This is a genomic window from Chlorogloeopsis sp. ULAP01, from assembly GCF_030381805.1.
Classification (GTDB): domain Bacteria; phylum Cyanobacteriota; class Cyanobacteriia; order Cyanobacteriales; family Nostocaceae; genus Chlorogloeopsis.
Genome location: NZ_JAUDRH010000019.1, coordinates 130450 through 156706 on the forward strand (window position 1 = coordinate 130450; position 26257 = coordinate 156706).

A 26257-nucleotide genomic window follows, 5' to 3' on the forward strand; every position below is an offset into this window, starting at 1 on the left:
CTTCTGGTGTATTATTCCTCGCTGTCTTCATACAACTGCTCCAATTCTTGCAACTGTGTCCGTCGTGAAGCACGGCGATATTTCTTAGTTTCTAGCTTCGGTTCGTACTGAGTGTGACCCTGCTTGGTCGTTTTTGCTTTTACAGTAGACTCAGGATCGGCTTGTTGGTTTAATTGAGTTTGACGCGCGATCGCCTCTTCTAAAAACTCTAAATAATGCTGATAACGCTCCCAGTTTCCCTGTACTACGCACCCAGGTTCGTTACGATGTAGACAATCACTAAATCGACAGCTAGCGACTGCTAGTCTCTGCCTAATCTCTGGGAAATAACTTGCTAATTCTTCAGGAGTACAATCTAAATCCGGCTGATTAAATCCAGGCGTATCTGCTAATAATCCACCTTTTGGTAATTCAAATAATTCGACGTGACGAGTAGTATGGCGACCGCGAGCTAGTTTACCAGAAATTTCACCCACTCGCAGGTTGACATTAGGAATCAAAGCATTTATCAAACTAGATTTACCAACTCCTGAAGGCCCAGCAAGCACAGTAGTTTGCTGTTTGAGTGACTCAGCTAAGTTGTCAATATTTATACCTTCATAAACACTAATAAATATTGGCTGATAACCCCAAAGATTTAAATATTGATTAATTTCTGCTTGTTGTTCTGATGTAATTAAATCGCTTTTATTTAAACATAACACTACATGTAAACCCGTAGATTCAGCCTGAATGAGAAAGCGGCTAAGTTGGTAAGGTTCTAAAGGTGGATCGGCGACTGCAAATACTAAAAGAATTTGATCCACATTAGCGATCGCCGGTCGAGCCAATTGATTTTTCCGAGGTAAAACTTCAGCGATCGCACCTCTACCACCAGCCCAGTCTGGTTCTTCTACCACCACGCGATCGCCTACCATCACCTGTTGTCCAATTTTTTTGAGGCGAGTGCGGCGAGTGCATAAGAGGAGGGGGAGATGGGGGGATGGGGGGATGGGGGGAGATAGGGAAGGTGGAGAAGAATTTACTCCCATAACTTCCTCAGTTCCCTCAACTCCTTTTGTTCTCCTCTCCCATTCTTCTACTTCTAAATCCAGCTGTACTCGATAATAATTAGCCTGCACGGCTAATACTGTACCCAATAACTGCTGAGTATTTGCTAATGCTTCCGCTGTCATTACTCAGTTACAGGACGGCGTACAAACAAAGAAAAATAGCCCGTACAGTCTGTAATCTGTTCCACCAGATAGCCCGCCATTGTTAAGCTATCAGGAACTTGCTCAATCGGTTCACCAGGATCTAACCAGACTTCTAGCAAACTCCCAGGCTGCATTTGCTGCAAACGCAACTTCGTGCGCACGAAATTCATCGGACAGGGAGTGCCGCGCAAGTCAAGTTGAGCATCAGGGGACGAAAGGGAAGATACACTCATCGTTGGTGGAACAAATTACCTAAAAAACCTTCTATACCGCCTTTACCAGTGCGATCGCCTCTTATTTTAGCTAGTTTTTCCAGCAATTCCCGTTCCTCAGGTAGTATCTTGGTGGGAATATCGATTAACACTGTAATCATGTGGTCACCTCGACTTACAGGATTACCCAAGCGTGGTACACCACGATTTTCGAGCTTCATGACTGTATTAGGCTGGGTACCGGGTGGAATTAACAATTCCACAGGCCCATCCACTGTGTTCACCTCTAAACGGGAACCAAGAATAGCCTGAAGATAGCTAATTTTAATTTCCGAGAGAACATTAATCCCATCACGCTGGAATTCTGAGTCTTCATTAACGAACAAATAAACGTACAAATCTCCAGGTGGGCCTCCGCGTTGCCCAGCGTCTCCTTCTGAGGATATCCGCAGGCGCGTACCGTTGTCTACACCAGCAGGAATAGTAATTTTAAGCTTCTTGGTGACTTGATTTGCTCCTTTACCATCGCAAGCGTCACACTTATCTTCAATTACAGTACCTGTACCATTACAGGTGGGGCAGGTGGAGACTTGGGTGAAACTACCAAAAGGTGTTCTAGTGACGCGACGTACTTGACCAGAACCACCACAAGTAGAACAAGTGCGGGGTCTTGTTCCTGGTTTTGCACCAGAGCCACTACAAACTTCACAAGTCTCTAAATGGGAAATGCGAATTTCTTTTTCACCACCAAATACTGCTTCCCGGAAATCTAATTTCAGGTCTAAACGCAAATCGTCGCCTCTAACCGGGCCACTGCGCCGTCTTTGCGCTTGAGTACCCATGCCACCGGCAAAACCACTAAAGATACTCTCAAAGATATCGGCAAAACCGCCCATGTCGCCAATATCCTGGAAGCCCACACCGGCACCTGATACACCATCTGGGCCAAAACGATCATAACGAGCGCGGGTTTCTGGTTCTGAGAGTACCTCATAAGCGCGGTTAATTTCCTTAAATCGCTCCTCAGCTCCCGGTTCTTTGTTCACGTCTGGGTGATACTTCCGGGCTAAACGGCGATAGGCTTGTTTGATTTCTTCTTTATCGGCGTCACGAGAGACACCCAGAATTTCGTAGTAGTCGCGGGCCATACAGCAAAGGTGAAAGTAAAAAGGTAGAAAGCGGCTATGCAGGGAGAACTCATAAGACGCAACAGCATCTTCACCTCAGGGTGGGACTGCTGTCAGCATTCAGAAAATCGGGAAGGCAGAAGGCAATAGTTAAATTTTCTTAATAGTTAATTTTACCTTTTACCTTTTACAAAAATCACCAGTAAATCATCAACAACAGGTTTTTCTGTAAATTAAATAAACATAAGAGTTTTAACCTGAAGCTGTTCCTTTTATAATTGTGCTACCGAATACGGGAAAACTCCCACCTCAGATAGAGAGGCTAGCCGCACTTTTAGGTGTGGAAAACCCTCCATTAGTTTGGAAGTGTATCCTTGTCTTGAACCAATGTAGCTGGATTGTTCAACTCCTGGCAAGAAAAAATAAGGCTAAAGTCTGAAGTTTGAAGGATAAAATTTTTTAATTCCTTCATTTTTTCAAGCCTAAGCCTTCACCCTGAGCGGCGATAAGGCGCACTGTGCGCGTCTAGTCGGTTTAGTCTATCGCTTCATAATCAGCCTGTAGTGTGTTCTCCTGCTCAAAATCAAAATTGAATTGTGGTGTGAGTGTTCCATTGAAAGTTTCGTTTAGTTCAGAAGTCAAGGAATGATCCCCTGAGGAATTTTCATCGACTTGACCAACACGATTGTAAACTTCAGCACCAATAGTAAATAAAGTTTGCTGGAAGTCATCCAAGCATTGTTTAAACTCTGCTGTGGAAATACCAGAGTTAGCCATCACTGCTTTCAATTTTGCGAGCTTTTCATCTGCCAAGACCTTCATCTGCTCGGCGATCACATTGCCATTATCTTTTAACGTTGATTCATAACTATGTAACAAATTATCTGCTTGGTTTTTGAGTGCTACCATTTCTATGCGTTTTTTGTCTGCTTCGGCATAGATTTCAGCTTCTTGCCGCATTCTTTCCACTTCGTTGGTACTTAACCCACCTGTATTAGTAATCCGAATGCTCTGTTCTCTACCTGTACCTCTGTCTTGAGCTGAAACTTTGAGAATGCCGTTAACATCAATTTCAAAACTGACTTCTATTTGTGGTACGCCACGGGGAGCTGGGGGAATTCCCGCAAGCAGAAATTTACCCAAACTTTTGTTATCCCGTGCCATTGCCCGTTCACCTTGGAGGACATGAATTTCTACCGAGATTTGCCCATCCACGGCTGTGGAAAAAATTTGGGATTTGCTAGTCGGGATTGTGGTATTGCGTTCGATAATTTTGGTGAAAACTTCTCCTAATGTTTCAATACCCAATGACAAGGGCGTAACATCCAACAAAAGAAGATTATCGACTTCACCACCAAGTACGCCGGCTTGAATTGCCGCTCCTAATGCCACTGCTTCATCAGGATTAATTGAGCGATCGGGAGTTTTACCATTGAAAAATTTGCTTAAGGCATTTTGAACGGCAGGAATACGAGTAGAACCACCAACTAAAATAATGCGATCAATATCTTGTGGTTTTAGATCTGCGTCTTTGAGCGCCTGAGCCATTGGTTCGATGGTAGCTTCAATTAAATTACTGGAGAGTTCTTCAAATTTGGCGCGGGTAAGTTCTATTTCTAAATGTTTAGGACCTGTTTCGTTAGCTGTGATAAATGGCAAATTAATTGAAGTACTCAACATAGTGGAGAGTTCAATCTTTGCTTTTTCTGCTGCTTCCCGCAGTCGTTGCAAAGCCATTTTGTCAACAGAAAGGTCTATTTTCTCTTCTTGTAAGAAATTATCTATCATCCAACGGACGATAGAGTTATCAAAATCATCTCCTCCTAAGTGATTGTTCCCGCTAGTTGCCTTCACTTCAAACACACCATCCCCAAGTTGCAGGATGGATACGTCAAAAGTCCCTCCTCCCAAGTCAAATACTAGAATCGTCTGTTCTTGATCTTGCTTCTCCAAGCCAAAGGCTAAAGCCGCAGAAGTTGGTTCATTAATAATGCGTAGTACTTCTAGTCCGGCAATGGTGCCAGCGTCTTTTGTCGCTTGTCTTTGAGCATCCGTAAAATAAGCAGGCACGGTGATCACTGCTTGAGTTACCGATTCTCCGAGAAAGTTTTCTGCATCCTGCTTCAATTTTTGCAGGATCATCGCGGAAACTTCTTGTGGTGTGTAGTTACGTCCACGAATGTGGACATCAACGGTGTCATCTCGACCTTTGACACATTGATAGGGAACGCGATCGCGTTCTGCTTGAGTGTCCTCCCAGCGACGACCAATAAATCGCTTGATGCTATAGACTGTATTCTCCGCATTGGTTACGGCTTGGCGCTTTGCCAGTGGCCCGACTAAGCGTTCACCGCCTTTACCAAAACCTACAATACTAGGAGTAGTTCGTCCGCCTTCTGAATTAGCAATGACGATTGGTTGACCACCTTCTAAAATTGCCACGCAACTGTTGGTAGTGCCTAAGTCGATCCCAATAACTTTTCCCATGTGAATCGGTATATTTGCTGAGTTTTCACTCCTCAAAGTTTTACTAGATGCACGGAGGACAGTTTCATTAGATGCATTTATTTGCTGAAACTGTCTTTCCGTTAACCAGTAGCAGACCTGACAAAGAGATCTGCAAAACTTTTGGTGTGTTGTGGCGCGGACTACCTTTTGTAGGTTTTGAGATGCGATGCTCGCCTAGTTATGTTCAGTGGTCATTGGTCATTGATTAATAGTTACTATTGATACAAATGACAAATGACAAAAGGACGACTATTTAACTATTTGCTGAACTCGACTGATTTTCCTCTGAAGGTGGCATATCTTCCTTCGGAGCAGCCACTTTCACCATTGAATGGCGCAGCACGCGATCGCCCAAGTAATATCCGCGTATTAACTCTTCTAACACTGTTCCTTCAGGATGTTCATCCGTAGGTTCCCGCATTACTGCTTCGTGTAGGTTGGGATCGAATGGTTGACCTTCAGGACGCATCGGTGACACGCCCAAGCGCTTCAGGCAGTCTACTAATAGTTTGTAGACACCCTGATAACTTTTATGAATTCCCATCTCCCCATCGTTTTGGGGTTTGATTTGCGATCGCGCCCGTTCAAAATTATCAACTACTGGTAGTAACTCAGTAATTGTGTTCCGTTTCACCTGTGCTTCTAAGTCTTCTTTTTCTTTAACCATGCGTTTGCGGTAATTTTCAAAATCTGCCGCAATTCGCATATATTGGTTGCTACGCTCTTCTAGCTGGGCTTTGAGAGACTCTATTTGTTGGCTCATTTGCGCTAATGCCGCTGTGTCAACTGTAGTTGCCTCAGTGGCAGTAACCCCATTGTCAGGAGTCGGCATAACTGTATCTTCGGATACGTTAGCTGCTGTCTCTGTTACCTCGTTGCCAGGTTCGTTGACGTTGGATGGAGCTGGGGAGTCACTATTCATTGCTTGCTTAACCTCTGTTGCTTCACCAAATTGCTGGCTCGTATTGTTTAAATATTTATCTTCGTCCATCATTATGTACTCATCCCAGATGCTTATACAGCAATTTTCACGCTAGATTGTAGCCATTAGACAAATGGTGCAGAAAACGGTCAGAGCTTCTGCCGCTTGATTCCCTTGCTCAATGGCAACAATTGGCGTCTTTTTTACTGGAAGTGATGTCACCGTCCTCTATTGTGACAAATGGTGAGCGCAAGCGTGCAGACAGTAAAGGAGAATGGGGATTGGGGATTGGAAAATTGGGGAGGCAGCCGCGCTCTTCAAACTACCTTCCAGCGCGATCGCTAAAATTTAATTTTTAAGATTTCATCAGTCGCTAATTGAAATTGACATTTCGATGATTAAGAATTCCTCAGAAAAGATTAAAAATCAAAGCCCTTAAACTCCAAAATTTCATCTTCTGCATTATAAGTAAAATTTCTCACTACTTGAGTCTGATTAATTCTAAAAATTTAATTTTTTAATTACAGTGAAAACACGTAAATTTTTATTTTAAGAATAAGCTCAACAACACAACACTGTTAGCAAACCAAAAATTTTTGAATCGATATTAATTAAGTGGAAATGTAAATAATCGCTTTCAGCTTGGGAATACTCTAATCTAAGGGTTTCCGCAATAGCTAATTTATGACTTACTCGTCACCACAACGGCGCAGTACCGCTCTCACTACCAGAACAGAGTTTTCGCCTTTTGGCAATAAACTTGTTTCATCTGGCTTTGTCAATAACGAGCAGATGAAACAAGCACTGATGGAAAGTCGCAAATCTGGTAGACCTTTGACAGAGATACTGGAATCGATATCAGGGCGACAACTATCACCAGAGTTACTCAGACAGTACAAAAAGCAGCAATTATTTGAACTAAAAATACTTTATGGCGTTGAATCTCTAGATCCGGAAGTCAGTCCTGTAGGTAACACAACAGTTGCCAGTCTAATTGATGGCTTAATTCCGGTAGATATTTGTCGTCGTCATCGCTTAGTACCACTGGCAAAAAATGAAAACCAAAATCCACCTTCAGTTTTGGTGGCAATGGTTGATCCAGATAACCTAGAAGCATCGGATGATCTCAATCGTATCTTGCGCCCCCAAGGTCTAGTTTTGCAACGGATGGTAATTGCTCAAGAAGATTACCAGCAGCTTATCAACCAATACTTGGATGATTTGGCTGTTCGGCAAAAGCACTTGGAACAAGAAAAATATACAGACATCAATCAGGATTTAGAAAATCTAGAAAATCTAGACATCAATGATGCTCCTGAAGAAGCTGATGCTGATTTGGGAGCGGCAATGAAAGGTGCCGAAGATGCTCCGGTGATCAACTTGGTAAACAGAATCCTGGCAAAAGCACTGCATGAAAAGGTTTCTGATATTCACATCGAACCACAGGAAGAAAATTTACGCATTCGCTTTCGCAAGGATGGAGTGCTGCGCGAGGCGTTCGATCCTCTGCCCAAAAAAATCATTCCGGCTGTAACAGCTCGATTTAAGATTATCTCCAACTTAGATATTGCTGAACGACGTCTACCGCAAGATGGACGTATCCGCCGTCTATTTGAAGGACGTAAAGTAGACTTTCGTGTCAATACCTTACCCAGTCGCTACGGAGAAAAAGTTTGTCTACGGATTTTAGACAACTCTGCAACGCAACTCGGTTTGGATAAATTAATTACCGATCCAGAGACTTTGCAAATTGTCCAGGAAATGGTCAGCCGTCCTTTTGGTCTAATTTTAGTCACAGGGCCTACTGGATCTGGTAAAACAACTTCTTTATATTCAGCACTAGCAGAAAAAAATAGCCCTGGAATTAATATCAGCACCGTTGAAGATCCCATCGAATACAGTTTGCCGGGGATTACTCAAGTGCAGGTAATTCGAGAAAAAGGATTGGATTTTGCCACTGCATTGCGAGCTTTCTTACGGCAAGATCCGGATGTGCTGCTAGTGGGTGAAACGCGGGATAAAGAAACAGCAAAAACAGCGATTGAGGCAGCATTAACAGGTCACTTAGTATTAACTACCTTACATACCAATGATGCTCCTGGTGCGATCGCCCGTTTAGGAGAAATGGGCATTGAACCTTTCATGGTTTCCAGTTCGCTGATCGGTGTTTTAGCACAGCGTTTAATGCGGCGTGTATGCCCCGATTGTCGCATTGCTTATACTCCCACTGTGGAGGAACTGGCTCGTTATGGTTTATCAGCCTCCCAAGAAGTAGGAGTAACCTTTTACAAAGCTAATACTCTAACCGGAGAGCAACTTCAAGAAGCGAAAGCCAAAGGGCATCTTTGCTCTACTTGTAATGGTGTTGGCTACAAAGGACGCAGTGGTGTCTATGAGGTAATGCGAATTACTGAAAACCTGCAAACCCTCATTAATCAAGAAGCACCAACAGAACGCATCAAGGAAGTAGCAGTAGAAGAAGGGATGAAAACCTTACTGGCGTACAGTTTGGATTTGGTGCGCCAAGGTACAACCACTCTAGAAGAAGTAGAACGGGTAACTTTCACTGATACAGGTTTGGAAGCTGAATTGAAAGCCAAGCGCAAGACAAGCCTTACCTGTCGGACTTGTAATGCTGGATTGCAACCAGAATGGATGGATTGTCCTTACTGTATGACACCTCGATTTCAGGATTAACCATTAGCTATTAGCCAAACAACCAATAACATCGGAGCCAAAACTATGGAAATGATGATTGAAGATTTAATGGAGCAGATGATTGAAATGGGGGGTTCGGATATGCATTTATCTGCTGGTTTGCCTCCTTATTTTCGTATTAGTGGCAAACTCACTCCCATTGGTGAAGAACTCTTGTCTGGGGATCAGTGTCAAAGGCTGATTTTTAGTATGTTAAACAACTCCCAAAGAAAAACATTAGAGCAGAACTGGGAGTTAGATTGCTCCTATGGTGTCAAGGGATTGGCACGTTTTCGCGTCAATGTTTACAAAGAGCGCGGTACCTACGCAGCTTGCTTGCGGGCGTTAAGTTCTAAAATTCCCAACTTTGATAAATTAGGTTTGCCAGATGTAGTGCGGGAAATGGCAGACAAGCCCAGAGGATTGATTTTGGTTACCGGGCCTACAGGTTCTGGAAAGACAACTACCCTAGCAGCAATTATCGATCTGATTAACCGCACACGGGCAGAACATATTTTAACAATAGAAGACCCAATTGAGTTTGTTTACGAACCAATCAAAAGCCTCGTACATCAACGACAGTTGAATGAAGACACTAAAAGTTTTGCTAATGCTTTAAGAGCGGCTTTACGAGAAGATCCAGATATTATCCTAATTGGGGAAATGCGAGATTTAGAAACTATTTCTCTGGCAATTTCTGCTGCTGAAACTGGACACTTAGTATTTGGAACTTTGCACACTAGTTCAGCTGCGCAAACAGTTGACAGAATTATTGACGTTTTTCCTGCGGATAGACAAACGCAGATTCGAGTGCAGTTATCTAATTCACTTGTAGCCGTATTTAGTCAAACTTTAGTCTCAAAGAAAAACCCTAAACCAGGTGAGTTTGGGAGGGTAATGGCCCAGGAAATTATGATAGTTACTCCTGCTATTTCAAACTTAATTCGTGAAGGGAAAACAGCCCAAATTTATTCCGCAATCCAAACAGGCGGAAAGTTGGGAATGCAAACTTTAGAAAAAGTTCTAGCCGACTTGTACAAACAGGGAACTATCTCATTTGAATCTGCTATGGCTAAAACTTCTAAGCCAGATGAAGTACAACGCTTAATCGGTTCTGCTCCACCATCTGCTGCTGGAAAACCTGGTGTTGGTACTGCTGTAAAAGCACACTAAAGAACTGTGTTACTGCTAATTTGTTGTTTGGTTTTTACTATTAATTTCCAAACAACCAATAATAAAAAATTAACAATAAACAACTAATAATTATAAAATTCTCACGGATAGAGTTAAATTTATGCCCACATTTGTTGCTCGTGTTCGGGATTCACAAGGAAAATCAAAAACTGAAACAATTGTTGCGGAAACATTAGCGCAAGCACGCACTAATCTTAGGCAACAGGGTTTTATTGTCCAAGATTTAAAAACTTCTAAAGGATTTGGAAGCTTCGACCTGAAAAAAATTCAGATGTCATTAACGAAGGTTTCCGTTAAAGATAAAGCAGTTTTTTCTCGCCAATTTGCAGCTTTGGTAAATGCGGGAGTGGCAATAGTCAGAAGTTTAGGTGTACTGTCTGAACAGTGTAGCAATCCTAAACTGAAACAAGCGCTTTTGGATATTAGTGGCGAAGTTCAAAATGGGGTAAACCTTTCAGAGGCAATGCGTAAGCATCCTGATTGTTTTGATAATTTGTATGTCAGCATGGTTCAGGCTGGCGAAGTTGGTGGTGTTTTGGATGAGGTTCTAAATCGCTTATCTAAGTTATTAGAAGATATTGCCCGATTACAAAACCAAATTAAATCAGCGCTGGCTTATCCAGTGGTGGTGGGTTTTTTAGCCACAGCCATCTTTATTGGGATGACAGTTTTTTTGATTCCCATATTTGCCAATATTTTCAAAGAGTTAGGTACTGAATTACCAGCCCTAACGCAATTCTTGATGAGTTGTAGTGAAGTTTTGCGAAGTTGGCGGGTTTTAGTAATCATTGGTATTTTCATCGCAGCGGGAATTGCTTACAAACAGTACTATAAAACTCGCGTAGGTAAGGAAACTATTGACCGTCTTTCCCTGAAAATGCCTTTATTTGGAGATTTAATCCAAAAATCATCGGTTGCTCGTTTTAGCCGTACTTTTGGTGCTTTGACTCGTTCAGGTGTTCCAATTCTCACTTCCTTAGAAATTGTGCGGGATACTTCTGGAAACCAAATGGTTGCTAACGCAATAGAAGCAGCCCGTTCAGATATTCAACAAGGAGGAATGATTAGTTTGGCATTACAAAAAGATAAGGTTTTTCCCCCTATGGCTATTCAAATGATCAGTATTGGGGAAGAAACTGGAGAAATAGATGGAATGTTAATGAAAATTGCTGATTTCTATGAAGATGAAGTAGAACAAGCAGTAAAAGCCCTAACTAGTGTTTTGGAACCACTGATGATTGTGGTGTTGGGAGGGATGGTTGGTACGATTTTGCTAGCAATGTACCTGCCTATGTTTAAAGTCTTCGAGAAACTGGGCTAAGAACAGATGAAGGATGAAATTTTTCATATTTCATCCTTCACCCTTTACATTTCATCTTTATTATTAAAATAATGTCTGTGCAAAAATTTCATTATGAAGCTTGTTTAGCAGAATATAGTAATAATCTCAGCACGATCGCTCTATTAAAGCAGCACCGTCCATACCTGGAGATGATTCCCAGCCTGCGTCGTCCTGATGAAAGCATTATCACTATTCCACTGCCAATAATTCGCCTGCGCCAAGACGTAAAAAACGCAGCAGAGGCAATTTGTTTACCTTGCGATCTAGCAATTTTGACTTGCGATCCAGAGTGGAAAATCAAAACTGGATCTGAAATTATTATTTTTATTCATCGTCCCCACGAAGATTTTTCTGATTTATTAGGGCGCTGGCGACAAACACAAGTTTGGCTAGACAAAAGCTATGAATGGCTTATGCCCTTTCGCTACAAGCATATTTTGAGTGAGGGAACTAATACTGTATACCCTTTGTTTGTTGTTTTTCCAGAGACGCCAGAACGCATTCAAAGAGGTTTGGTAGGAGCCGATTTACCATTTGTAATTCAAGCCCCAGAATCGATGTTTGATGAAGACAGAAGTAGAGAAGAGGGGCTAGAGGCTAGGGATTGTTAGTAGATATAGTAGTCCTAAATTGTTTGTGAATACAATATTCCGACTTCTCACTAGAAGTCAGGGATCTGTGTTTTTTAATTCTTTATAAATCAAATAGAAAGTTTGTAGTGAGGGCTTTAGCCCTCAAAGTTTTAAGCACTAAAGTGTTTACTACAAGCCTATCTTACAAACTGAGGCATAATTTCAGCAGCAGTGAATATTCCATAAATGCCGCGTTGGTGCAATCCTATGCCTGCTTTAAGATAGCCAAAGGCTGGTCCACATACATTTGCTGCCATACTAGTTTCATCGCCTAGTGTGAAGGTGTGAGTGGAGATTTTACCCTCGAAGGTACGCCCTGTAATCTTCACGTTGGTACTGAGAGGCTTTTTGGGATTTCGAGTATCGACAACACCGCCTACTGTAACGCGATCGCGCGAACAAATTCCGGCTAATTCCAGCATCACATCATCGGCGTGTTCCATATTTTCTAATGTCAATACGCCATTAGTTTGATTTAAAAGTGCCTCTACTTCTGCATCAGTCATTGCTCTGGCAGTTTCTGTGCTGTAACCAGGCATATGAGCAATATCTTCACGGATTGTGGCGCGGTAAGCCTCCCAGTTAGCAATCCCTACTCCAAAGGTAATTTCCACTTGATGAATTTCGCTGTAGCTTTGTGCCGCCAGTGCTGCTGCTGCTGTTAACAATCCTGGTGTTGCACCGCAGCCCGTCAGATATGTAATTCCTCCGGCTTGCAGTTCTTCTTTCATTTCCAGCAACTGTTCTACCGCGCTGGTGCGTTTAATAGCATCAACTAGTACCCCCCGCCAACCTGATTTAATAAACTGTTGAGCGACAGAGGGAATAAAGTCATTCGGTAAGTTTGGCAATGCCAAAAAGTAGCCATCTACAGGATGACCACTTTCAATTAAATCCTGAATACTATAGTTAGTTAAAGTACCAAATACATCTAAGTAGCCGACCGAACCTTGAGAATGGTAAGTGGCTATACACTTTTTAGTATTTAATCCCTCTGGGCAGTAAGCATAACCTTTTTGGTCTGCTACTGCGACTAAAATCATTTCTCTTTTAGGATCAAGTACTTTGGCAGCAGCTTGCCCTAACCCGCCAAACCCTAGTACTCCAACACGCTTCGCTTTTGGAAAATTGGTATCCATTACTTGCTCTGCATTCATGGTCAATTAGCTCAGTTGAATAAAAGCTTAACCTTGCTTTAGATAAACTCCTGCTTCGCCTAACTCTGTAGAAGGAGTATCGTAAACGAAGCCACAAGAGTGCCATCTTGATTAATCTTAAGTTTGTGATTTCAGAAAGATACAGCACAGTCTAGTTTAAGCAAAGGCTAACCTTGACAAGATTTTATTATCCTGGGTTATTTCCTTTCCAGATTCTTTTGTTGCACTGCACTACCTTCTCGACATAAGCCCTCCTTTGTCTTATTTCTGGCAACTTCCGTAATGTTGTTAAAAATTTAAGTTTTAGTCCAGGCTTGTGGCTAATTTTATAAGATTAATTGAATAGTAATGATAAGTATTTTCAATAAAATTTTTAATTTCTCACTCTAGCTAACTCTTATAGCACCGCAGCTACTTGTTTCGCAGTGTTTTGTCATTGAGGATTTTGTTAAATTTTGAGCTTGACTTCTAGATTAGGTTAAGAGAAACTTACATATAACAAATGTATTGACTAATTAAATCAATAAGTTTTGTAAAGTTTTTGAGATATATATTTTGAGAGATGGAACATTAGTTAACAAATGGCAAATTTGTAGCTAAGGGAAAACGCTGTTCCTGTTGGCTATGATTTGTAGCTTTTTGCTAGAGCAGTAACGTCCAAGCATACTATTTGTGGTTGGCCAAAAGCATGGAGACATTAGAATTTATTATTTATTCAGATGGTAGGGTACAAGAAAAAGTCACTGGCATTGTGGGTGCTTCCTGTGCAGAAGTTACTGCGGCAATAGAGGCACAGCTAGGACAAGTACTCACTCAAGAGTCAACCTCAGAATTTTTCGCCACAAAGGTACAGCAATCTGGAGTGGTGAATACACAAAACGCTTTCAGCGATTGGTAAGTTTGCAAACATAAGTTTAGTTTCAATTAATTCACAACCACCATGTCACACTTTAGCCAAATTAAAACCCAAATTCGTAACCTTGAATCTTTGCAAGATGCTCTCACAGACTTGGGCATAGACTGGAAAAAAGGGCCACGAGAAGTACGTGGTTATCGCGGTCAAACCCATGCTGCCGAGATTACCATTGAGCAAGAAAATGGTTATGACGTAGGCTTTAGATGGAATGGCAAAGAATACGAATTGGTAGCTGACTTGCAATATTGGCAACAAGACTTGTCAGTGGAAGGATTTTTACGTCAGGTAACGCAGCGATATGCTTACAATACAGTAGTAAAAGAATCTACTCGTGCTGGCTTTCAAGTTGCTGAACAACAGCAAAATCAAGATGGTTCAATTCGCTTAGTAGTGCAGCGCTGGAGTGCGTAATGTCTGATTTTTCGCCGTCGCTGGAAGAACAAGAAGACAATAGATCCGGACTAGAGCCAGAATTAGGTGGTTTTTTGCGAGATACTCCTGAACGCTCTGGTTTAGAGCCGGAATTGGGGGGTATGTTGCGCCAAAAAGGTGTGTATGTTGATGAAATTACCTGTATTGGTTGCAAGCATTGTGCTTTTGTTGCCCGTAACACTTTTTACATTGAGCCAGATTATGGGCGATCGCGTGTGATGCGTCAAGATGCCGATCCAGAGGATCTAGTTCAAGAAGCGATTGATACTTGTCCAGTTGATTGCATCCACTGGGTTGACTACACCGAACTCAAAAAGTTAGAAGAAGAACGTAAATATCAGGTAATTCCTGTAGTTGGGTATCCGGTGGAAAGTGCAGTTGTAGCTGCACAGCGACGGCGTAAAAAACTCAAATCAAAACAAAAGAAATCCCGTTATTAAATTATAAATTTGGTTCAAAATCATTTAAATAATTAGGGCTGGTATTACCAGTCCTTTTGTTTTTTTTGAATTCAGACAATTCCAGGATTTACGCACAATTTATGAAGTAATTAACCGCACAAAACGCAGAGAATACTGAGGAAAGAGGATTTTAGAGAGATTTTGCGTAAGTCCTAAATTCAGATAAATCGACCATAGATAGACACACATGGACACAGATTTTACCAGTGTCCATGTGCGGTTGTCATTAACCTAGATCCTGATTTACCCAAGAAGGCTAGATCCTGATTTACCCAAGAAGGCTAATTATTCAGTCTCCGGGAAAGTCTGCACTTTGCCATCAGGATTGAGAACAGCCCGAATTCTCATCGCTTGTCCGCTTCTACTTGGAGAAACAAAAGGTTCACCAATTAAAGGCATACCCGTGCGATCAACATATTCTCTGGCAGCTTTGCCAATCGGAAAGATACGTTCAATAGTGCCGTCAACACCGACAATTAAACTGTATTCTAGTGCTTGCTTTAACGAGCCAGGTGGTTGCCAGCGTTTTCTCAGATATTCTCTCGCTTCTGCTACCTGGGCTGTGTCAAATAAAGTACCAGTGGCAACAGTTGTGCTGGGGTTACGATTTGCTCTTAATCTGTCAACTAATTTGGAACTATTATTAGCTGAAACTGAAGAGTTGGTTGGCGAACTGGCTTGGGTATTAGCACTGCCTGTAGGAATATTAGGCATAGAGGCAACATTTGGGGATGGGGGAACTTGGACACCCCCAGAGGGTAAGTTGCCTGTAATGGCAGGTGAAGTTGAAGGCAATCTTTGACCTGTGGGAGTTGATACAGTACCCTGCTGAGTTTTCAGAGAATTGGGTTGAATGGCAGCTTCCGGTTTTGTCAGTGTTTGGGGTGTATTGTTTGTTTGAGAATTGGGAAGATTTTGTGCTGTCGTTTGCGGAACGTTAAAAACACTACCTGAGGGTGATTTAGAGGCGGATGGGAAAGTGTTTTGAGTAGATGATGAAGGTGTAGGAAGAGTGGAAGATATGGGCGGGACGGCAGGTTGGTTTGGTGAAAGCGCTTGGGGGTTTTGGGGTAAAGTAGAACCGGGAACTGGCAGCCCAGAGCCAAAATTTAGCGGTGGTAATTGATCTGCCGGGGTAAGTGCAGGTGTAGGATTTGGCAGATTCAGTAAAGGTGAAGGTTCTAAGGCAATATTCTCTTCTGTTGTTGAAGGTTGATTGGCTGTTTGCGGTTCTTTTTTGTTGCTAGTGGATTGGAAAGCTAAGGGCAACAAACCCACACCCAACACCAAAACTGCTGCTACAGATGCCCAAGCAGGAATTGGAAAAGATGATTTTCTTTGGTAGAGAGTCGGTAGTGCTAAGACATCAGCCGAGTATTCATCTAAGGCAGTTGCTAAATCAAATAGTTGTAGTAGGCTGAGTTTAATTACAGGAGTTGAGACCTGGTAACCTAAAGAACCAAGAAACAAATTGTGAGTTAAATGGTTACTGGGTTTTATATATATTTCTGTTCCTGGTATTTGAGTACCCGGTATTTGAGGATTAAAAGTGTTTAAAGTTTGAATTGCTTGAGAAGATTGAAATTGTTCTTGTAATTCTGGATTTTCAGATGCTTTGCTTGAATCATCGAAGCCTGAGAAAGTTGCCCAAAACTTCTCAGGAGGCATTTGAAGGAATTCCTGCACGTAGTTTGTTACCGCTGCACACAAAGCTTCCAGTTGATCGCGATCGCCTCGAATTACAACCCTCTGTTCTTCTGGCAATTGTGGATCGTCAAAGCGTAGCTCAAAACGTAGCTGCTTTAAGACTGACTTTCCTACCCAACGGGATAAAGGTGAGCTTTGCGCCAATACTTCTAGCGTGCAAGTAGGCGGTGTGTACCGACGGATGACAGAATTTGTTAGAGGCATGGCAGGAAATACAAGCAGGACATTTTCAAAATTTAGTTGAACGGTCTATAAGTGCTAGCCAGAGGCGGCGGTGTCCACCAGAGCCACTGTAAAAAAGTAAATCTATCAGCAGTTTTAAAGCTAGGTGGGTTAGTTCGTCTGTAGAGATTGTCGATTCCTCCTCCATCCGCTCTTGGTATGTATTGCAGAAAGCATCGATATAATCTCCAAGTAAAGCAGCCTGATGAGGTTCCCGGTTATTTTCCGCCATCTGTTCTAACAAACCAACAGCACGACGAATCAACTCCTGGTGCTGTTGTGCAAGGTAGCAAGTAATGAGAACAAGCGCCCGCGCTTCTTCTACATCGAGCTTTTTTCGCCCTCCTTGACCTTTGCGTAGCGGATTTGATTGGCGCAATCGCCATAACGCTACACGATCTGGCACTCTTGACTCTAAATTCAGATCGATTGCCGCTGAAAGCATTGCCTCGGAGCCAATGCCAGTCAATGTTTCTAGCGCCAACAGCACCAAATCCAATTGGGTTTTGATATTGTCCCACTGAACTGAATTTGGGGCTGGGAGTTTAATTAAATCCTCCCACTGGGGAGTTGGAGTGGGTGAGTTAGCGGCAGAGTGCATAACTTTTAGCATAGGTGATCGGGCTAGTAGGGGCTGTTGCTGTTACCCATTTTGAAACCAGACTTTCACAAATGAAGATTGGTTTCCCAAAGCTATTACGTAGCAATGTAGTCTACATCAAGCTGTTTGGCGGCTTATATAGCTTTGATGTTTGGTAAACAGCAACAGTCTTTGTCTTAACTCTATGACGAAAAACGATTTTGGAAAAACTAAAGGCGTTATTTATTACTTTGTATTCTCCTGACTGCACCAATCAGTGTTTCGTGTATTTTCTACTAAAACAAGAGCTTTTTGATATTAAACAAATCTACCTTTAGACAGATATTTGCTCATAGTTAGTTGCTAATTGTGATTTTATACCCCAAAGAATACCTAATGAAGTCTTTTTCAACAACCAGCTAAAGAAAGTAAGTACTTTTGCAGAAATAGCGAATTTACCACAAGTGCTTTAGTGCTAACAACTACAAAAAGTATTCAGTAGATGTATGTGCGATCGCTGAATAAGATTGCTTTTCCAATCATCACATACTGTTTTTTGAACCAAATACGAGTTTTTTTCGGTTCTGATGCTGGAGGAAGCGCTAGTAGCAAAGGTGACTGCATTGTTAAGTAAATTTATAAATATAAAAGTATAAATTGTATCTTAAAATTACTATTACAATCTTTTTCTTACTAATTTATAGGTTGTCCGGAAAAATTGGGGTAGCACTCAAATTTTTGTGCTGCGTGCTTGCCAATGATTAAATAGCTTGTCTTGAAACAGTCTATGACTGAAAAGCTCCTACAAGTTTTTATATATGTTTATCAATACACTATTAACTCATCCCACACATTTTCTCAGGGTAGTTTTAATTGTAATAATTTCAGTTACTTTGCACGAACTTGCTCATGGCTTTACTGCTGTGACTCAGGGAGATGACACACCCAAAAAATCTGGTCATCTTACCCTTAATCCTATAGTTCATATGGGTTGGGAATCAATAATTTTCTTGTGTATTGCTGGTATTGCCTGGGGGAAAATGCCCGTCAATCCTTCTAAATTTCGTTCTGCAAAACTGGGTAATATTTTGGTATCCGCAGCGAGGAATATGTCCAACCTAGTTTCGGCGATTTTATGCCTTTTGCTGCTGAAATTTATTGTTTATAATTATCCAAATATTTTTAGTTTTAATTTTTTCTATCTAGCAGCTCGAATAAATTTGTTACTGTGTTTGTTTAATCTTTTACCAATTCCGCCTTTAGATGGGTTTCATGTTTTTAGTGAAATTTTTCCTGACTTAAAACAGCTAGAAAAAAGCCAATACGGATATTTTGCTTTGATGATGTTGTTTTTAATTCCTCATTTTGGAGATGGTTTGGGTGCGATCGCTGATTTTGTGATGAGTTTTGTGATTTTCAAATAGAGACACGATGTTTTGTGTCTCTACACTTAAAAAATAAGAATTAAATTTAATTTAAATGAAAATTAAACAAAAAATATTAGTTTTTACAACTGGATTTTTCATAAGTTTAATTTTTAGTAGTACACCATCGATAGTTCTAGGCTCAAATCTACTATCTCCAGAATAAATTAATGCTCACTGGCATTACTCAGACGTGTACGGTACTATCAACAATACATTGGATAAATTTCCAAGATTATTGGAACTAAAAAACTTACTGGTAATGTATCCCAAAATATCTGAATTAGTATTTGGGAAATTGCCAATAGTAAACAAAAATATTTGTGAATATATAATTAGCGATCGCTCAATATTTACAGACTTGATCAATTTGTTTGCTAGGTTGCTAATTATTGGTAGCGTCGGTTCATTAGGGATTGGGGGTTATTCGTCATTTATTGAACGCCATCTTCAAATCGTACATAAAGATTTTGTCTTGTTCTTGAGTGTTTGTTTATTGCTATTATTTCTTGCGATCGGCAGTATTGTATTCGCTATGTTTACTTCTGCCCATTCATTTCCGTCTTCGCTTAATTCTAGTAGTAGCTGTTTTTAGTAAACTTAGGCACTAAATATTCCAACACCCTAGAAGGGTGTGGCTATAAGAACAAAGCCTGCCTCCGCAGGCTAGTTAAGATCGCTTTTATAGAGAATTAACTCGTTCCCAGCCTCCAGGCTGGGAACACATCCTGTTAGGCTCCGCCGAGAGGGCTTGATGAGAGACAGGAGCTAAACAACCTGGCTTGGATGTTGTCGAACAGCTTATTGTACAAGAAATTTCTTAGAAGACTTTATAACTCACATCTTTACAGAGGATATTTCTACAGATAACTAGCACTAATTTCACTCTACATAAGCAACAGTAACGCCAGTGCCACCATCGGATTGTTCAGCCGCTTCATAACGGCTAACTCTGGGATGTTGCTTTAAAAATGCGTGAACACCTTGCCGTAGTTTACCAGTGCCGTGTCCGTGAATAATCCATATTGGCCCTGTTGCTTCTGAAATTGCTTTGTCTAAAATCATTTCTGCATCTGGCACCCTGCGCCCGCGCAAGTCTACTGTATTTTGAGATGTGCGAATTGCTGGAGCAGTTGCTGGTGCTGGAGTTTCAACGACTCTGGATTCTCCTTTGCTCTTGTGCTCCTTAATTACTGGTTCAGCTTTTTTACCATCCAGAGATTCCACGTCTTCCAACTTCACTGTCATCTTCATAATTCCAAAGCGGACAGTTAATTCACCATCTTCATCAGGTGCAGTTAAGACTTCTGCTGTTTGTCCTAATTTAGGAATGCGAATGCGATCGCCAACTTTCGGAACATACCCTTGTTTGGGTTTTGGTGGAGGCTGGGGTATAAATTTTTCAGTTATTTGATTTAAAGCATTTGTTGCTTGCTGGGCATCTTGGGCGGTTGGCGTACCTTGCTGCAAGCGACGAATTACTTTGGCAATTTCATTTTTAGCTTGGGCGATCGCTTGCTGTACTGCGATCTCTTGGGAAGCACGTAAATCGCGTTCTCTTTCTTGTAATGCTGTGGCTTTTTCGGTGACTTGTTTGTATAAACGTTCAGCTTGCTGCAATAAATCTTGTGCTTGTGCTGCTTTAGTTTCTTGGTGGCGACGTTGTGCTTCCAACCCAGCAATTACCTGGTTGACTTCGTCTGTTGCTCCTCCCAAGTTGCTTTTTGCCGCTTCTACAACTTCTGGTTTTAAACCCAAGCGACGAGCAATTGCTAGGGCGTTAGAACGTCCAGGTATTCCCCAGAGTAAACGATAAGTAGGCGAAAGAGTAGCTTCATCAAATTCGACAGAGGCATTTTCAAACCGCTCATCTTGATATTTCAGTGCCTTTAATTCACCGAAGTGAGTAGTTGCCATCGTCAGTTGAGCGTGTTCTGATAAATAGCGCAGCAGGGCGATCGCTAAAGCACTACCTTCGGCAGGATCTGTACCAGCGCCTACTTCATCAAGGAGCACTAAAGAGGAGGGGGGGAGGGGGAGAGGGGGGGAGGGGGAGATATTTTCTTCACTCTCCGTGTCTCCTGTCCCTAATGCATCCAAAATCCGACTAATCCGGCGAATATGTCCAGAAAAAGTAGATAAACTCTGCTGTAATGATTGTTCGTCTCCAATATCTGCTAATATCTGGTCAAACCAAGGTAATTCTACAGGTTCGCGGGCAGGAACAAACAAGCCCACCTTTGCCATTAATGCTGCCAAACCCAAGGTTTTGAGAGTTACTGTTTTACCACCTGTATTTGGCCCGGTAATTGTTACTACCCGAATCTGTGGCTGAATTAGTAAATCTACGGGAATGACTGCTTGTCCTTGTTCGTGCTGCTGTTGCCATACTAGCAGCGGATGACGCAGTTGTCTTAAGGTGATACTTTCATTCGCTTCTCGGTTAATAAAGTGAGGAGGATTGGCTTGTAACCACAAACTATAACGAGCTTTGGCAGTTGCTAAATCTAAACTGGTAACAATGGCTAACAATCTTTCCAAATCGAGTTTTACCGCTGCTACCTGCTCGGTTAAAACACGACGAATAGCTTCTTCTTCTGCTTGTTCTCTTTTTACCAACTGTCGCAGTTGGTTACCAAGTGGCACGATGGAATTCGGTTCTATGTATAATGTTGCGCCACTAGTAGAGGTATCGTGGACAATACCGGGAATTGCGTCTTTTTGGGGCGCTTTGACAGGGATCACATAGCGATCACCCCTTTGAGTAATAATCTGTTCTTGAACTGCGCCAGCTTTTGCTTGTAAAATATTTTGTAATTTTTGTGTAATTTGATTGCGTATTTTCCGTACTTCTGTGCGAATATCAGCCAGTTTTTGGCTAGCGCGATCGGTTACTTGTCCGCGTTCATCTATACAACGGTGAATTTCTTGCTCAAGTTCTGGATACGTTCGTAAATCAGCTACTAATTCCGACAGAATTGGTACATCTGGCTGATTGTCGATAATTCGGCGTAAGTTTCGTGCTCCAGCCAGGGTAGTAGCGATCGCAAGCAGTTCCTCACCTGCTAAAACTCCTTGCAATTCCGCTCTTGCTAAAAAATCGCCAATATCTTGAATTCCCTCAAATATTAAACCGGTAGTGAGGCGGCTTTCTAGTTCGTAAACTTCTTTAGTTTGCGCTAGTAAATATTCACTTTCATCCTGAGAATCGGGAATTCTTAAGTCACGTGCGATGACTGCCCCCAGTTTTGTGGCTGCAAACGTAGATAGGTGCTGGCACAGACGATGCCATTCAAGTAGTTCTAAAGTTTCAGCTTGAATCAAGGTTTTACTATTAGTGCTTTAATATCTAAATCTAAATGGTCTGAAATTATGGTAACAATACAAATCCCTGCATGGCTCAATCTCAAAGGGTGAATTTCCGGTTAGTCAATAGTCATTGGTTATTCCCCTTATCTCCGTGTCCCCGCGTCTGGTTGTCCCCGTGTCCTCTTCATTCCCCTTGTCCCCTGCTCCCTTCTCTCCCTCTCATGTACGTTCAATCAAAGATGCGATCGCTTCCACTAATGCATCCGGTTCAACAGGTTTGGGCAAGTGGATCTGAAATCCTGCTGCTATTGCCCGTTTTTGATCGTATTCTCCAGCATAGGCTGTGAGGGCGATTGCCTTCGGCATAGCTTCGCTTACCGCTAGAAATTGCTTTCCTGCTTCTTGATTTAATGCCCTAATTTGTTGCAGTAACATATACCCATCAGTATTAGGCATACCAATATCAGTTACTAACACATCTGGCTGAATTTGAACTAGGCTTGTTAGCGCTTCTTCTGCCGATGCTGCGACGGTTACTTCAGCTCCTGATTGTTCCAATACAAAACTGACATAATCACGCATATCGGCTTCATCATCCACAGCCAAAATTCGCACACCTGATAGTGGAAGAGGGTGAGATGAAGGGATGAGGGGATGGGGAGAGAGATTTTCTTCTTGTCTGTTTGTCTGTTTGTCTCCTTGCCCCCTGCTTTCTTTCAGGAGTGGCAAACATACTGTAAATGTTGCTCCTTGTCCTTCTCCTGGACTTTCTGCCCAAACAGTACCACCATGAGATTCAACGATATGACGCACGATCGCAAGCCCCAACCCCAAACCACCAAAGTTGCGGGTAGTGCCGCTATCTGCTTGTCGGAAGTAGTCAAATACATAGGGGAGAAATTCTGGGTTGATGCCTTTGCCTGTGTCTTTCACCTGAATTTGAGCGTAGTTAGCGATCAGGGATTGGCGAGTCCAGCGCGTTGCGGAGGTTCCCTCCGTTGTAGCGACTGGCGAACCCGAAGGGGGATTGGTGATTGGGTTCTGGGTAATAGGTGCAGAATCGTTATTTACATCTTCTTCCCAAGTCTTGTTGTCTCCTTGTCGACGGACACCTTCGCCAACGGGGGGCTTTGGGGCCCCCACGGAGGAGCCAGCGCCGTGGGCGGGTTTCCCGACTTGTTGGCGCGAAGCGACTTCCGAAGGTAGCGACTGGTGTTGGGGTTCGGGGGAGACCCCCGCACGGAAGTGTCCTCCCCTTGTCTTTTTCTTAGTCCCTAGTCCCCATTCCCCAGTCCCCAACCTTACCTCTACTTGCCCACCATTGGGGGTAAACTTAATTGCATTTGAGAGTAGATTCCAAACTATTTGCTGCAAACGATTGGGATCTCCTGCAACTAAACCGACATCTGGAGCAAATAGCTTCTGAATTTGAATGTCTTTGGCTTCTGCTGACAATCGCACCGTTTCTAGAGCTGCTTCTATCGTTGCTGCCAAATTGATGGGAACTACATTTAGACTGAGCTTTCCTCGTAAAATCCGTGAAACATCAAGCAAGTCTTCAATTAGTTGGGTTTGTAACTTGGCGTTACGTTCGATAGTTTCTAAAGCGCGATCTGTGGCGTCTGGATCGAATTTACGAGAACGTAGCAGTTTTGTCCAGCCCAAGATGGGGTTAAGTGGCGATCGCAATTCATGGGAAAGCACTGCTAAAAATTCATCTTTAATGCGGTTGGCGGTTTCTGCCGACTCTCGTGCTGCTTGTTCCAAGCGTAGGAGATTTTCACGTTCTTGTTCAGCTTGCTGTCTTTTAGTTACATCTTGTACTAGTGACAACACTGACACAACGTTACCTAATTCATCAGTTAGTGTTGAGTTATACCATTCACAATGAACAATGTTACCTGATTTTGTGTAGTTACGGTTACAGCAAAGAATTTGTGGCTCATTACCACTGAGGATTTGACGCCAGACATTCAGAACTCTTTGTGAATCTTCCTCGTAGACAAATTGCCACTCCCCATATTTTCTATATAAAACTTCTTGTGCTTGCCAACCAAATATCCTGGTGGCGGCGGCAGACCAACGGGTTATTTGCAGGTTTGTATTCCACTCTATCACTGCTAGAGGTGTATTTTCGACATGGAAGTTCAACCTTTGCAAAGCATCTCTTAAGGCAATTTGTGCTAATTTCCCATCTGTAATATCTTCTGCTACTCCGACAACACGATAGATTTCTCCAGACTCATTCTTGATTGGGAAACCGCGATCGCGAATCCATCGCATTGAACCATCAGAACGGGTAATCCGGTATTCCGCGTCGTATTTTCCTTCCGTAATTTGACTGAAGAAAGTAGCTTGTAAACGCTCTCTATCTTCGGGGTGGACGGTTTGCATCCACATAGCGGGGTTGGTATATAAACTTTCACAGGTACGTCCCCAAACCTGCTCATAGGCAGGACTAACGTAAAATATCTCACCTGCAAATGGGTTTGACACCCAAAATACATCTTGGATTGTTTCAGCTAGCTGACGAAATCGCTCTTCACTTTCTCGCAGCGCTGTTTCGGCTAGCTGGCGCTCTGTAATATCTTGGAAGATAAGCATCATCGTATTGACTATGCCATCTTCGTCACAAATGGGAGCAGCAGAGATACTCAAGATGATCTGGGAACCATCACGTTTACAGCGATAAGTTTCTACACCAAAAAATGTTTCACCATTCAGTAATAGCTCTCGTACTAAACGACATTCTTCCTTTTTGTCCTCTGGAACAATAGGTAGAATTTGGTTGAGGACTTCCGCTTCAGTCCATCCAAATAAACGTTCAGCTGCTGGATTCCATAGCCGTACTGTGCAGTCGGGTTGAATCAAAACTATCGGTAAAGGAGATGCTGCGACTAAAGTTTTTAAGGTTTGGTTAGTCTGTTGTATTTCTCGCTGTACCTGTTTGCGTTTGGTAATGTCGTAGAAGGTGAGGAGTGCTGCAACAATCTCCCCTTGCTGATTTCGGATCGGGCAAGAGTCAGCTAGTATTGTTTTCCGACTGCAATCGGCGCACACTAGCTCTATTTCCTCATTAGTTACGACTTCTCCTGTAGAGAGCGATCGCATCAAGGGCTTTTCCTCGTTCTTATATGCTCGTCCATCTGGATGAAGTAAGTAATGCTGAAAATGATTGTATTCCTCAAACCCCTCGACTAGAGGCAAGTCATAACCCAAAATTTGCTGCACTTGCTCATTCTTCAACAATAAGCGACCGGAAGGAGCCTCTGCCACTAACAACCCTGCTGGCATTTGCTGTAATACTGCCTCCACTAACCTTTGCTTAGACTCCACTTCTTCAAGTAGACAAATTCTCTCTTGCTCTATTTGCTTGTGATTGTGAATATCAGTAAAAGAACCAAACCAATTTGTCACTTCTCCTTGACAATTTCTTTGGGGTACCGCTCTTGTAATGTGCCAGCGATACTTTCCATCCAAGCTTTGCAAACGATACTGTCCTTCTATCCTACTTTTAGTAGCAAGTCCTGTCTTCCAAGCTCTCTGTGCCGATACTAAATCATCCGGGTGAATAGCACGTTGCCATTCCCAGCCCAAAGATGAATTAGGTGTAAGTCCAGTGTAGGCGTACCATTGTTGGTTGAAATAATCTATATATCCATCTGAGCGAGCATTCCATACCAATTGCGGTACATTTTCTGCCAATACTCTGTAGCGTTCCTCACTTTCCTGAAGTGCCTGCAAATTGTTTAGCGCCCGTTGTTGGGCAGTTTGGAGTTGCGAGTCGAGCGAACTAATTAGTAGTGTGACTAATAGAAACACACCCAACGGTACCAAGGAACTAGAACTGATACTGAAACTATATAACGGCGTGATCAAGAAATAGTTGACAGCCAGGGTGGATAAAATTGTAGCTGCTATCCCGGCTTTTATCCCTCCGTACCTGGTACTTATAACTACAGCCAAATAAAAAAGAGAAAGATTCGCAGGTGCTAAGAATGGTTGTAGTCGTAATGTCAGTACCAATGCTAAAGCAACGGATAGCACAGCAGTACCGTAGTGCAGCAGGTAAGTTCGTGTTGCATTAGACATGGATGATTATTGGTTAGCGATCGCTAACAAGCACATACATTAATTTTGACAAAACTAAGCAAATTTGATTTTCAAATACATATTTTTTATCTGCCTGATTTCTTACAAGGCTTTAGCGCTCAATGAC

Annotated in this window: 19 protein-coding genes; 9 read left to right on the forward strand and 10 right to left on the reverse strand. The window is 42.3% G+C overall.

Annotated elements, in window-relative coordinates; all coding sequences use genetic code 11:
• Positions 1-11: 11 nt before the first annotated feature.
• The 5 genes from rsgA to grpE form a co-directional block, all read right to left on the reverse strand.
• The gene (gene rsgA, locus QUB80_RS30915) at positions 12-1175 is read right to left on the reverse strand and encodes a small ribosomal subunit biogenesis GTPase RsgA (protein WP_289793283.1); all 1164 of its coding nucleotides are present in this window, start codon (positions 1173-1175) and stop codon (positions 12-14) included.
• Positions 1175-1429, reverse strand: a complete 255-nt coding sequence (locus tag QUB80_RS30920) for a sulfurtransferase TusA family protein (protein WP_289793284.1) — start codon at positions 1427-1429, stop codon at positions 1175-1177. Before QUB80_RS30920 ends, rsgA begins: the two co-directional genes overlap by 1 nt.
• Positions 1426-2556 (reverse strand): molecular chaperone DnaJ, encoded by a 1131-nt coding sequence (gene dnaJ / locus QUB80_RS30925; protein WP_276753308.1) that lies wholly within the window; start codon positions 2554-2556, stop codon positions 1426-1428. Before dnaJ ends, QUB80_RS30920 begins: the two co-directional genes overlap by 4 nt.
• Before the next feature lie 513 nt (positions 2557-3069).
• The gene (gene dnaK, locus QUB80_RS30930; protein ID WP_289793343.1) at positions 3070-5022 is read right to left on the reverse strand and encodes a molecular chaperone DnaK; all 1953 of its coding nucleotides are present in this window, start codon (positions 5020-5022) and stop codon (positions 3070-3072) included.
• A gap of 274 nt (positions 5023-5296) precedes the next feature.
• Positions 5297-6034 (reverse strand): nucleotide exchange factor GrpE, encoded by a 738-nt coding sequence (grpE, locus tag QUB80_RS30935; protein ID WP_289793344.1) that lies wholly within the window; start codon positions 6032-6034, stop codon positions 5297-5299.
• A gap of 615 nt (positions 6035-6649) precedes the next feature.
• Here grpE and QUB80_RS30940 point away from each other — a divergent pair.
• The 4 genes from QUB80_RS30940 to QUB80_RS30955 all read left to right on the forward strand — a co-directional run bounded on the left by QUB80_RS30940 (position 6650) and on the right by QUB80_RS30955 (position 11809).
• Positions 6650-8662: a GspE/PulE family protein gene (locus tag QUB80_RS30940; RefSeq protein ID WP_289793285.1), complete on the forward strand. Its 2013-nt coding sequence runs from the start codon at positions 6650-6652 to the stop codon at positions 8660-8662.
• A 45-nt stretch (positions 8663-8707) separates the two neighbouring features.
• On the forward strand, positions 8708-9835 hold the full coding sequence (locus QUB80_RS30945; protein WP_289793286.1) for a type IV pilus twitching motility protein PilT: 1128 nt from the start codon (positions 8708-8710) through the stop codon (positions 9833-9835).
• Between the two features lie 121 nt (positions 9836-9956).
• A complete protein-coding gene (locus QUB80_RS30950) occupies positions 9957-11177 on the forward strand; it encodes a type II secretion system F family protein (RefSeq protein ID WP_289793287.1) in 1221 nt (406 codons plus the stop codon).
• Between the two features lie 71 nt (positions 11178-11248).
• Positions 11249-11809, forward strand: coding sequence for a hypothetical protein (locus tag QUB80_RS30955; protein WP_289793288.1), 561 nt, complete (start codon positions 11249-11251; stop codon positions 11807-11809).
• A 158-nt stretch (positions 11810-11967) separates the two neighbouring features.
• Here the strand turns inward: QUB80_RS30955 and bioU are convergent, their stop codons facing one another.
• Positions 11968-12987 carry a (S)-8-amino-7-oxononanoate synthase BioU gene (bioU, locus tag QUB80_RS30960; RefSeq protein ID WP_289793289.1) on the reverse strand — a complete coding sequence of 340 codons (1020 nt, stop codon included), beginning with the start codon at positions 12985-12987 and terminating at the stop codon, positions 11968-11970.
• A gap of 688 nt (positions 12988-13675) precedes the next feature.
• Here bioU and QUB80_RS30965 point away from each other — a divergent pair.
• From QUB80_RS30965 to QUB80_RS30975, 3 genes are read left to right on the forward strand one after another with little or no spacing between them, the layout of a single operon-like run.
• Positions 13676-13885 carry a DUF2997 domain-containing protein gene (locus QUB80_RS30965; RefSeq protein ID WP_289793290.1) on the forward strand — a complete coding sequence of 70 codons (210 nt, stop codon included), beginning with the start codon at positions 13676-13678 and terminating at the stop codon, positions 13883-13885.
• Positions 13886-13927: 42 nt separating this feature from the next.
• Positions 13928-14314 carry a DUF1257 domain-containing protein gene (locus tag QUB80_RS30970; protein WP_289793291.1) on the forward strand — a complete coding sequence of 129 codons (387 nt, stop codon included), beginning with the start codon at positions 13928-13930 and terminating at the stop codon, positions 14312-14314.
• Positions 14314-14775, forward strand: coding sequence for a ferredoxin (locus tag QUB80_RS30975; RefSeq protein WP_289793292.1), 462 nt, complete (start codon positions 14314-14316; stop codon positions 14773-14775). The genes QUB80_RS30970 and QUB80_RS30975 overlap by 1 nt, the downstream gene beginning before the upstream one ends.
• A 306-nt stretch (positions 14776-15081) precedes the next feature.
• On the opposite strand, the gene QUB80_RS30980 is transcribed toward QUB80_RS30975, so the two are convergent.
• Both QUB80_RS30980 and QUB80_RS30985 read right to left on the reverse strand, forming a co-directional pair.
• On the reverse strand, positions 15082-16707 hold the full coding sequence (locus QUB80_RS30980; RefSeq protein ID WP_289793293.1) for a DUF4335 domain-containing protein: 1626 nt from the start codon (positions 16705-16707) through the stop codon (positions 15082-15084).
• A gap of 25 nt (positions 16708-16732) precedes the next feature.
• On the reverse strand, positions 16733-17338 hold the full coding sequence (locus QUB80_RS30985; protein ID WP_016879727.1) for a DUF3038 domain-containing protein: 606 nt from the start codon (positions 17336-17338) through the stop codon (positions 16733-16735).
• A gap of 785 nt (positions 17339-18123) precedes the next feature.
• Here QUB80_RS30985 and QUB80_RS30990 point away from each other — a divergent pair.
• Together QUB80_RS30990 and QUB80_RS30995 are read left to right on the forward strand one after the other, a co-directional pair.
• Positions 18124-18729 (forward strand): site-2 protease family protein, encoded by a 606-nt coding sequence (locus tag QUB80_RS30990; RefSeq protein WP_289793294.1) that lies wholly within the window; start codon positions 18124-18126, stop codon positions 18727-18729.
• Positions 18730-18991: 262 nt separating this feature from the next.
• On the forward strand, positions 18992-19324 hold the full coding sequence (locus QUB80_RS30995) for a hypothetical protein (RefSeq protein ID WP_289793295.1): 333 nt from the start codon (positions 18992-18994) through the stop codon (positions 19322-19324).
• 287 nt (positions 19325-19611) lie between these two features.
• Here QUB80_RS30995 and QUB80_RS31000 read toward each other — a convergent pair whose 3' ends face one another.
• Together QUB80_RS31000 and QUB80_RS31005 are read right to left on the reverse strand one after the other, a co-directional pair.
• Positions 19612-22053 (reverse strand): endonuclease MutS2, encoded by a 2442-nt coding sequence (locus QUB80_RS31000; protein ID WP_289793296.1) that lies wholly within the window; start codon positions 22051-22053, stop codon positions 19612-19614.
• Between the two features lie 204 nt (positions 22054-22257).
• Entirely contained in the window at positions 22258-26130 is a 3873-nt protein-coding gene (locus tag QUB80_RS31005; RefSeq protein WP_289793297.1) for a PAS domain S-box protein, read from the reverse strand.
• Positions 26131-26257: the final 127 nt, after the last annotated feature.

Coding starts and splice junctions, on each gene's coding strand:
- QUB80_RS30920 (WP_289793284.1), bottom strand. CDS start 1,429: ATGAGTGTATCTTCCCTTTCGTCCCCTGATGCTCAACTTGACTTGCGC.
- QUB80_RS30970 (WP_289793291.1), top strand. CDS start 13,928: ATGTCACACTTTAGCCAAATTAAAACCCAAATTCGTAACCTTGAATCT.
- dnaJ (WP_276753308.1), bottom strand. CDS start 2,556: ATGGCCCGCGACTACTACGAAATTCTGGGTGTCTCTCGTGACGCCGAT.
- QUB80_RS30955 (WP_289793288.1), top strand. CDS start 11,249: ATGTCTGTGCAAAAATTTCATTATGAAGCTTGTTTAGCAGAATATAGT.
- QUB80_RS30945 (WP_289793286.1), top strand. CDS start 8,708: ATGGAAATGATGATTGAAGATTTAATGGAGCAGATGATTGAAATGGGG.
- grpE (WP_289793344.1), bottom strand. CDS start 6,034: ATGGACGAAGATAAATATTTAAACAATACGAGCCAGCAATTTGGTGAA.
- QUB80_RS31005 (WP_289793297.1), bottom strand. CDS start 26,130: ATGTCTAATGCAACACGAACTTACCTGCTGCACTACGGTACTGCTGTG.
- QUB80_RS30985 (WP_016879727.1), bottom strand. CDS start 17,338: ATGCTAAAAGTTATGCACTCTGCCGCTAACTCACCCACTCCAACTCCC.
- QUB80_RS30950 (WP_289793287.1), top strand. CDS start 9,957: ATGCCCACATTTGTTGCTCGTGTTCGGGATTCACAAGGAAAATCAAAA.
- bioU (WP_289793289.1), bottom strand. CDS start 12,987: ATGAATGCAGAGCAAGTAATGGATACCAATTTTCCAAAAGCGAAGCGT.
- QUB80_RS30975 (WP_289793292.1), top strand. CDS start 14,314: ATGTCTGATTTTTCGCCGTCGCTGGAAGAACAAGAAGACAATAGATCC.
- QUB80_RS30940 (WP_289793285.1), top strand. CDS start 6,650: ATGACTTACTCGTCACCACAACGGCGCAGTACCGCTCTCACTACCAGA.
- QUB80_RS30995 (WP_289793295.1), top strand. CDS start 18,992: ATGTATCCCAAAATATCTGAATTAGTATTTGGGAAATTGCCAATAGTA.
- QUB80_RS30980 (WP_289793293.1), bottom strand. CDS start 16,707: ATGCCTCTAACAAATTCTGTCATCCGTCGGTACACACCGCCTACTTGC.
- QUB80_RS30990 (WP_289793294.1), top strand. CDS start 18,124: ATGTTTATCAATACACTATTAACTCATCCCACACATTTTCTCAGGGTA.
- QUB80_RS30965 (WP_289793290.1), top strand. CDS start 13,676: ATGGAGACATTAGAATTTATTATTTATTCAGATGGTAGGGTACAAGAA.
- dnaK (WP_289793343.1), bottom strand. CDS start 5,022: ATGGGAAAAGTTATTGGGATCGACTTAGGCACTACCAACAGTTGCGTG.
- rsgA (WP_289793283.1), bottom strand. CDS start 1,175: ATGACAGCGGAAGCATTAGCAAATACTCAGCAGTTATTGGGTACAGTA.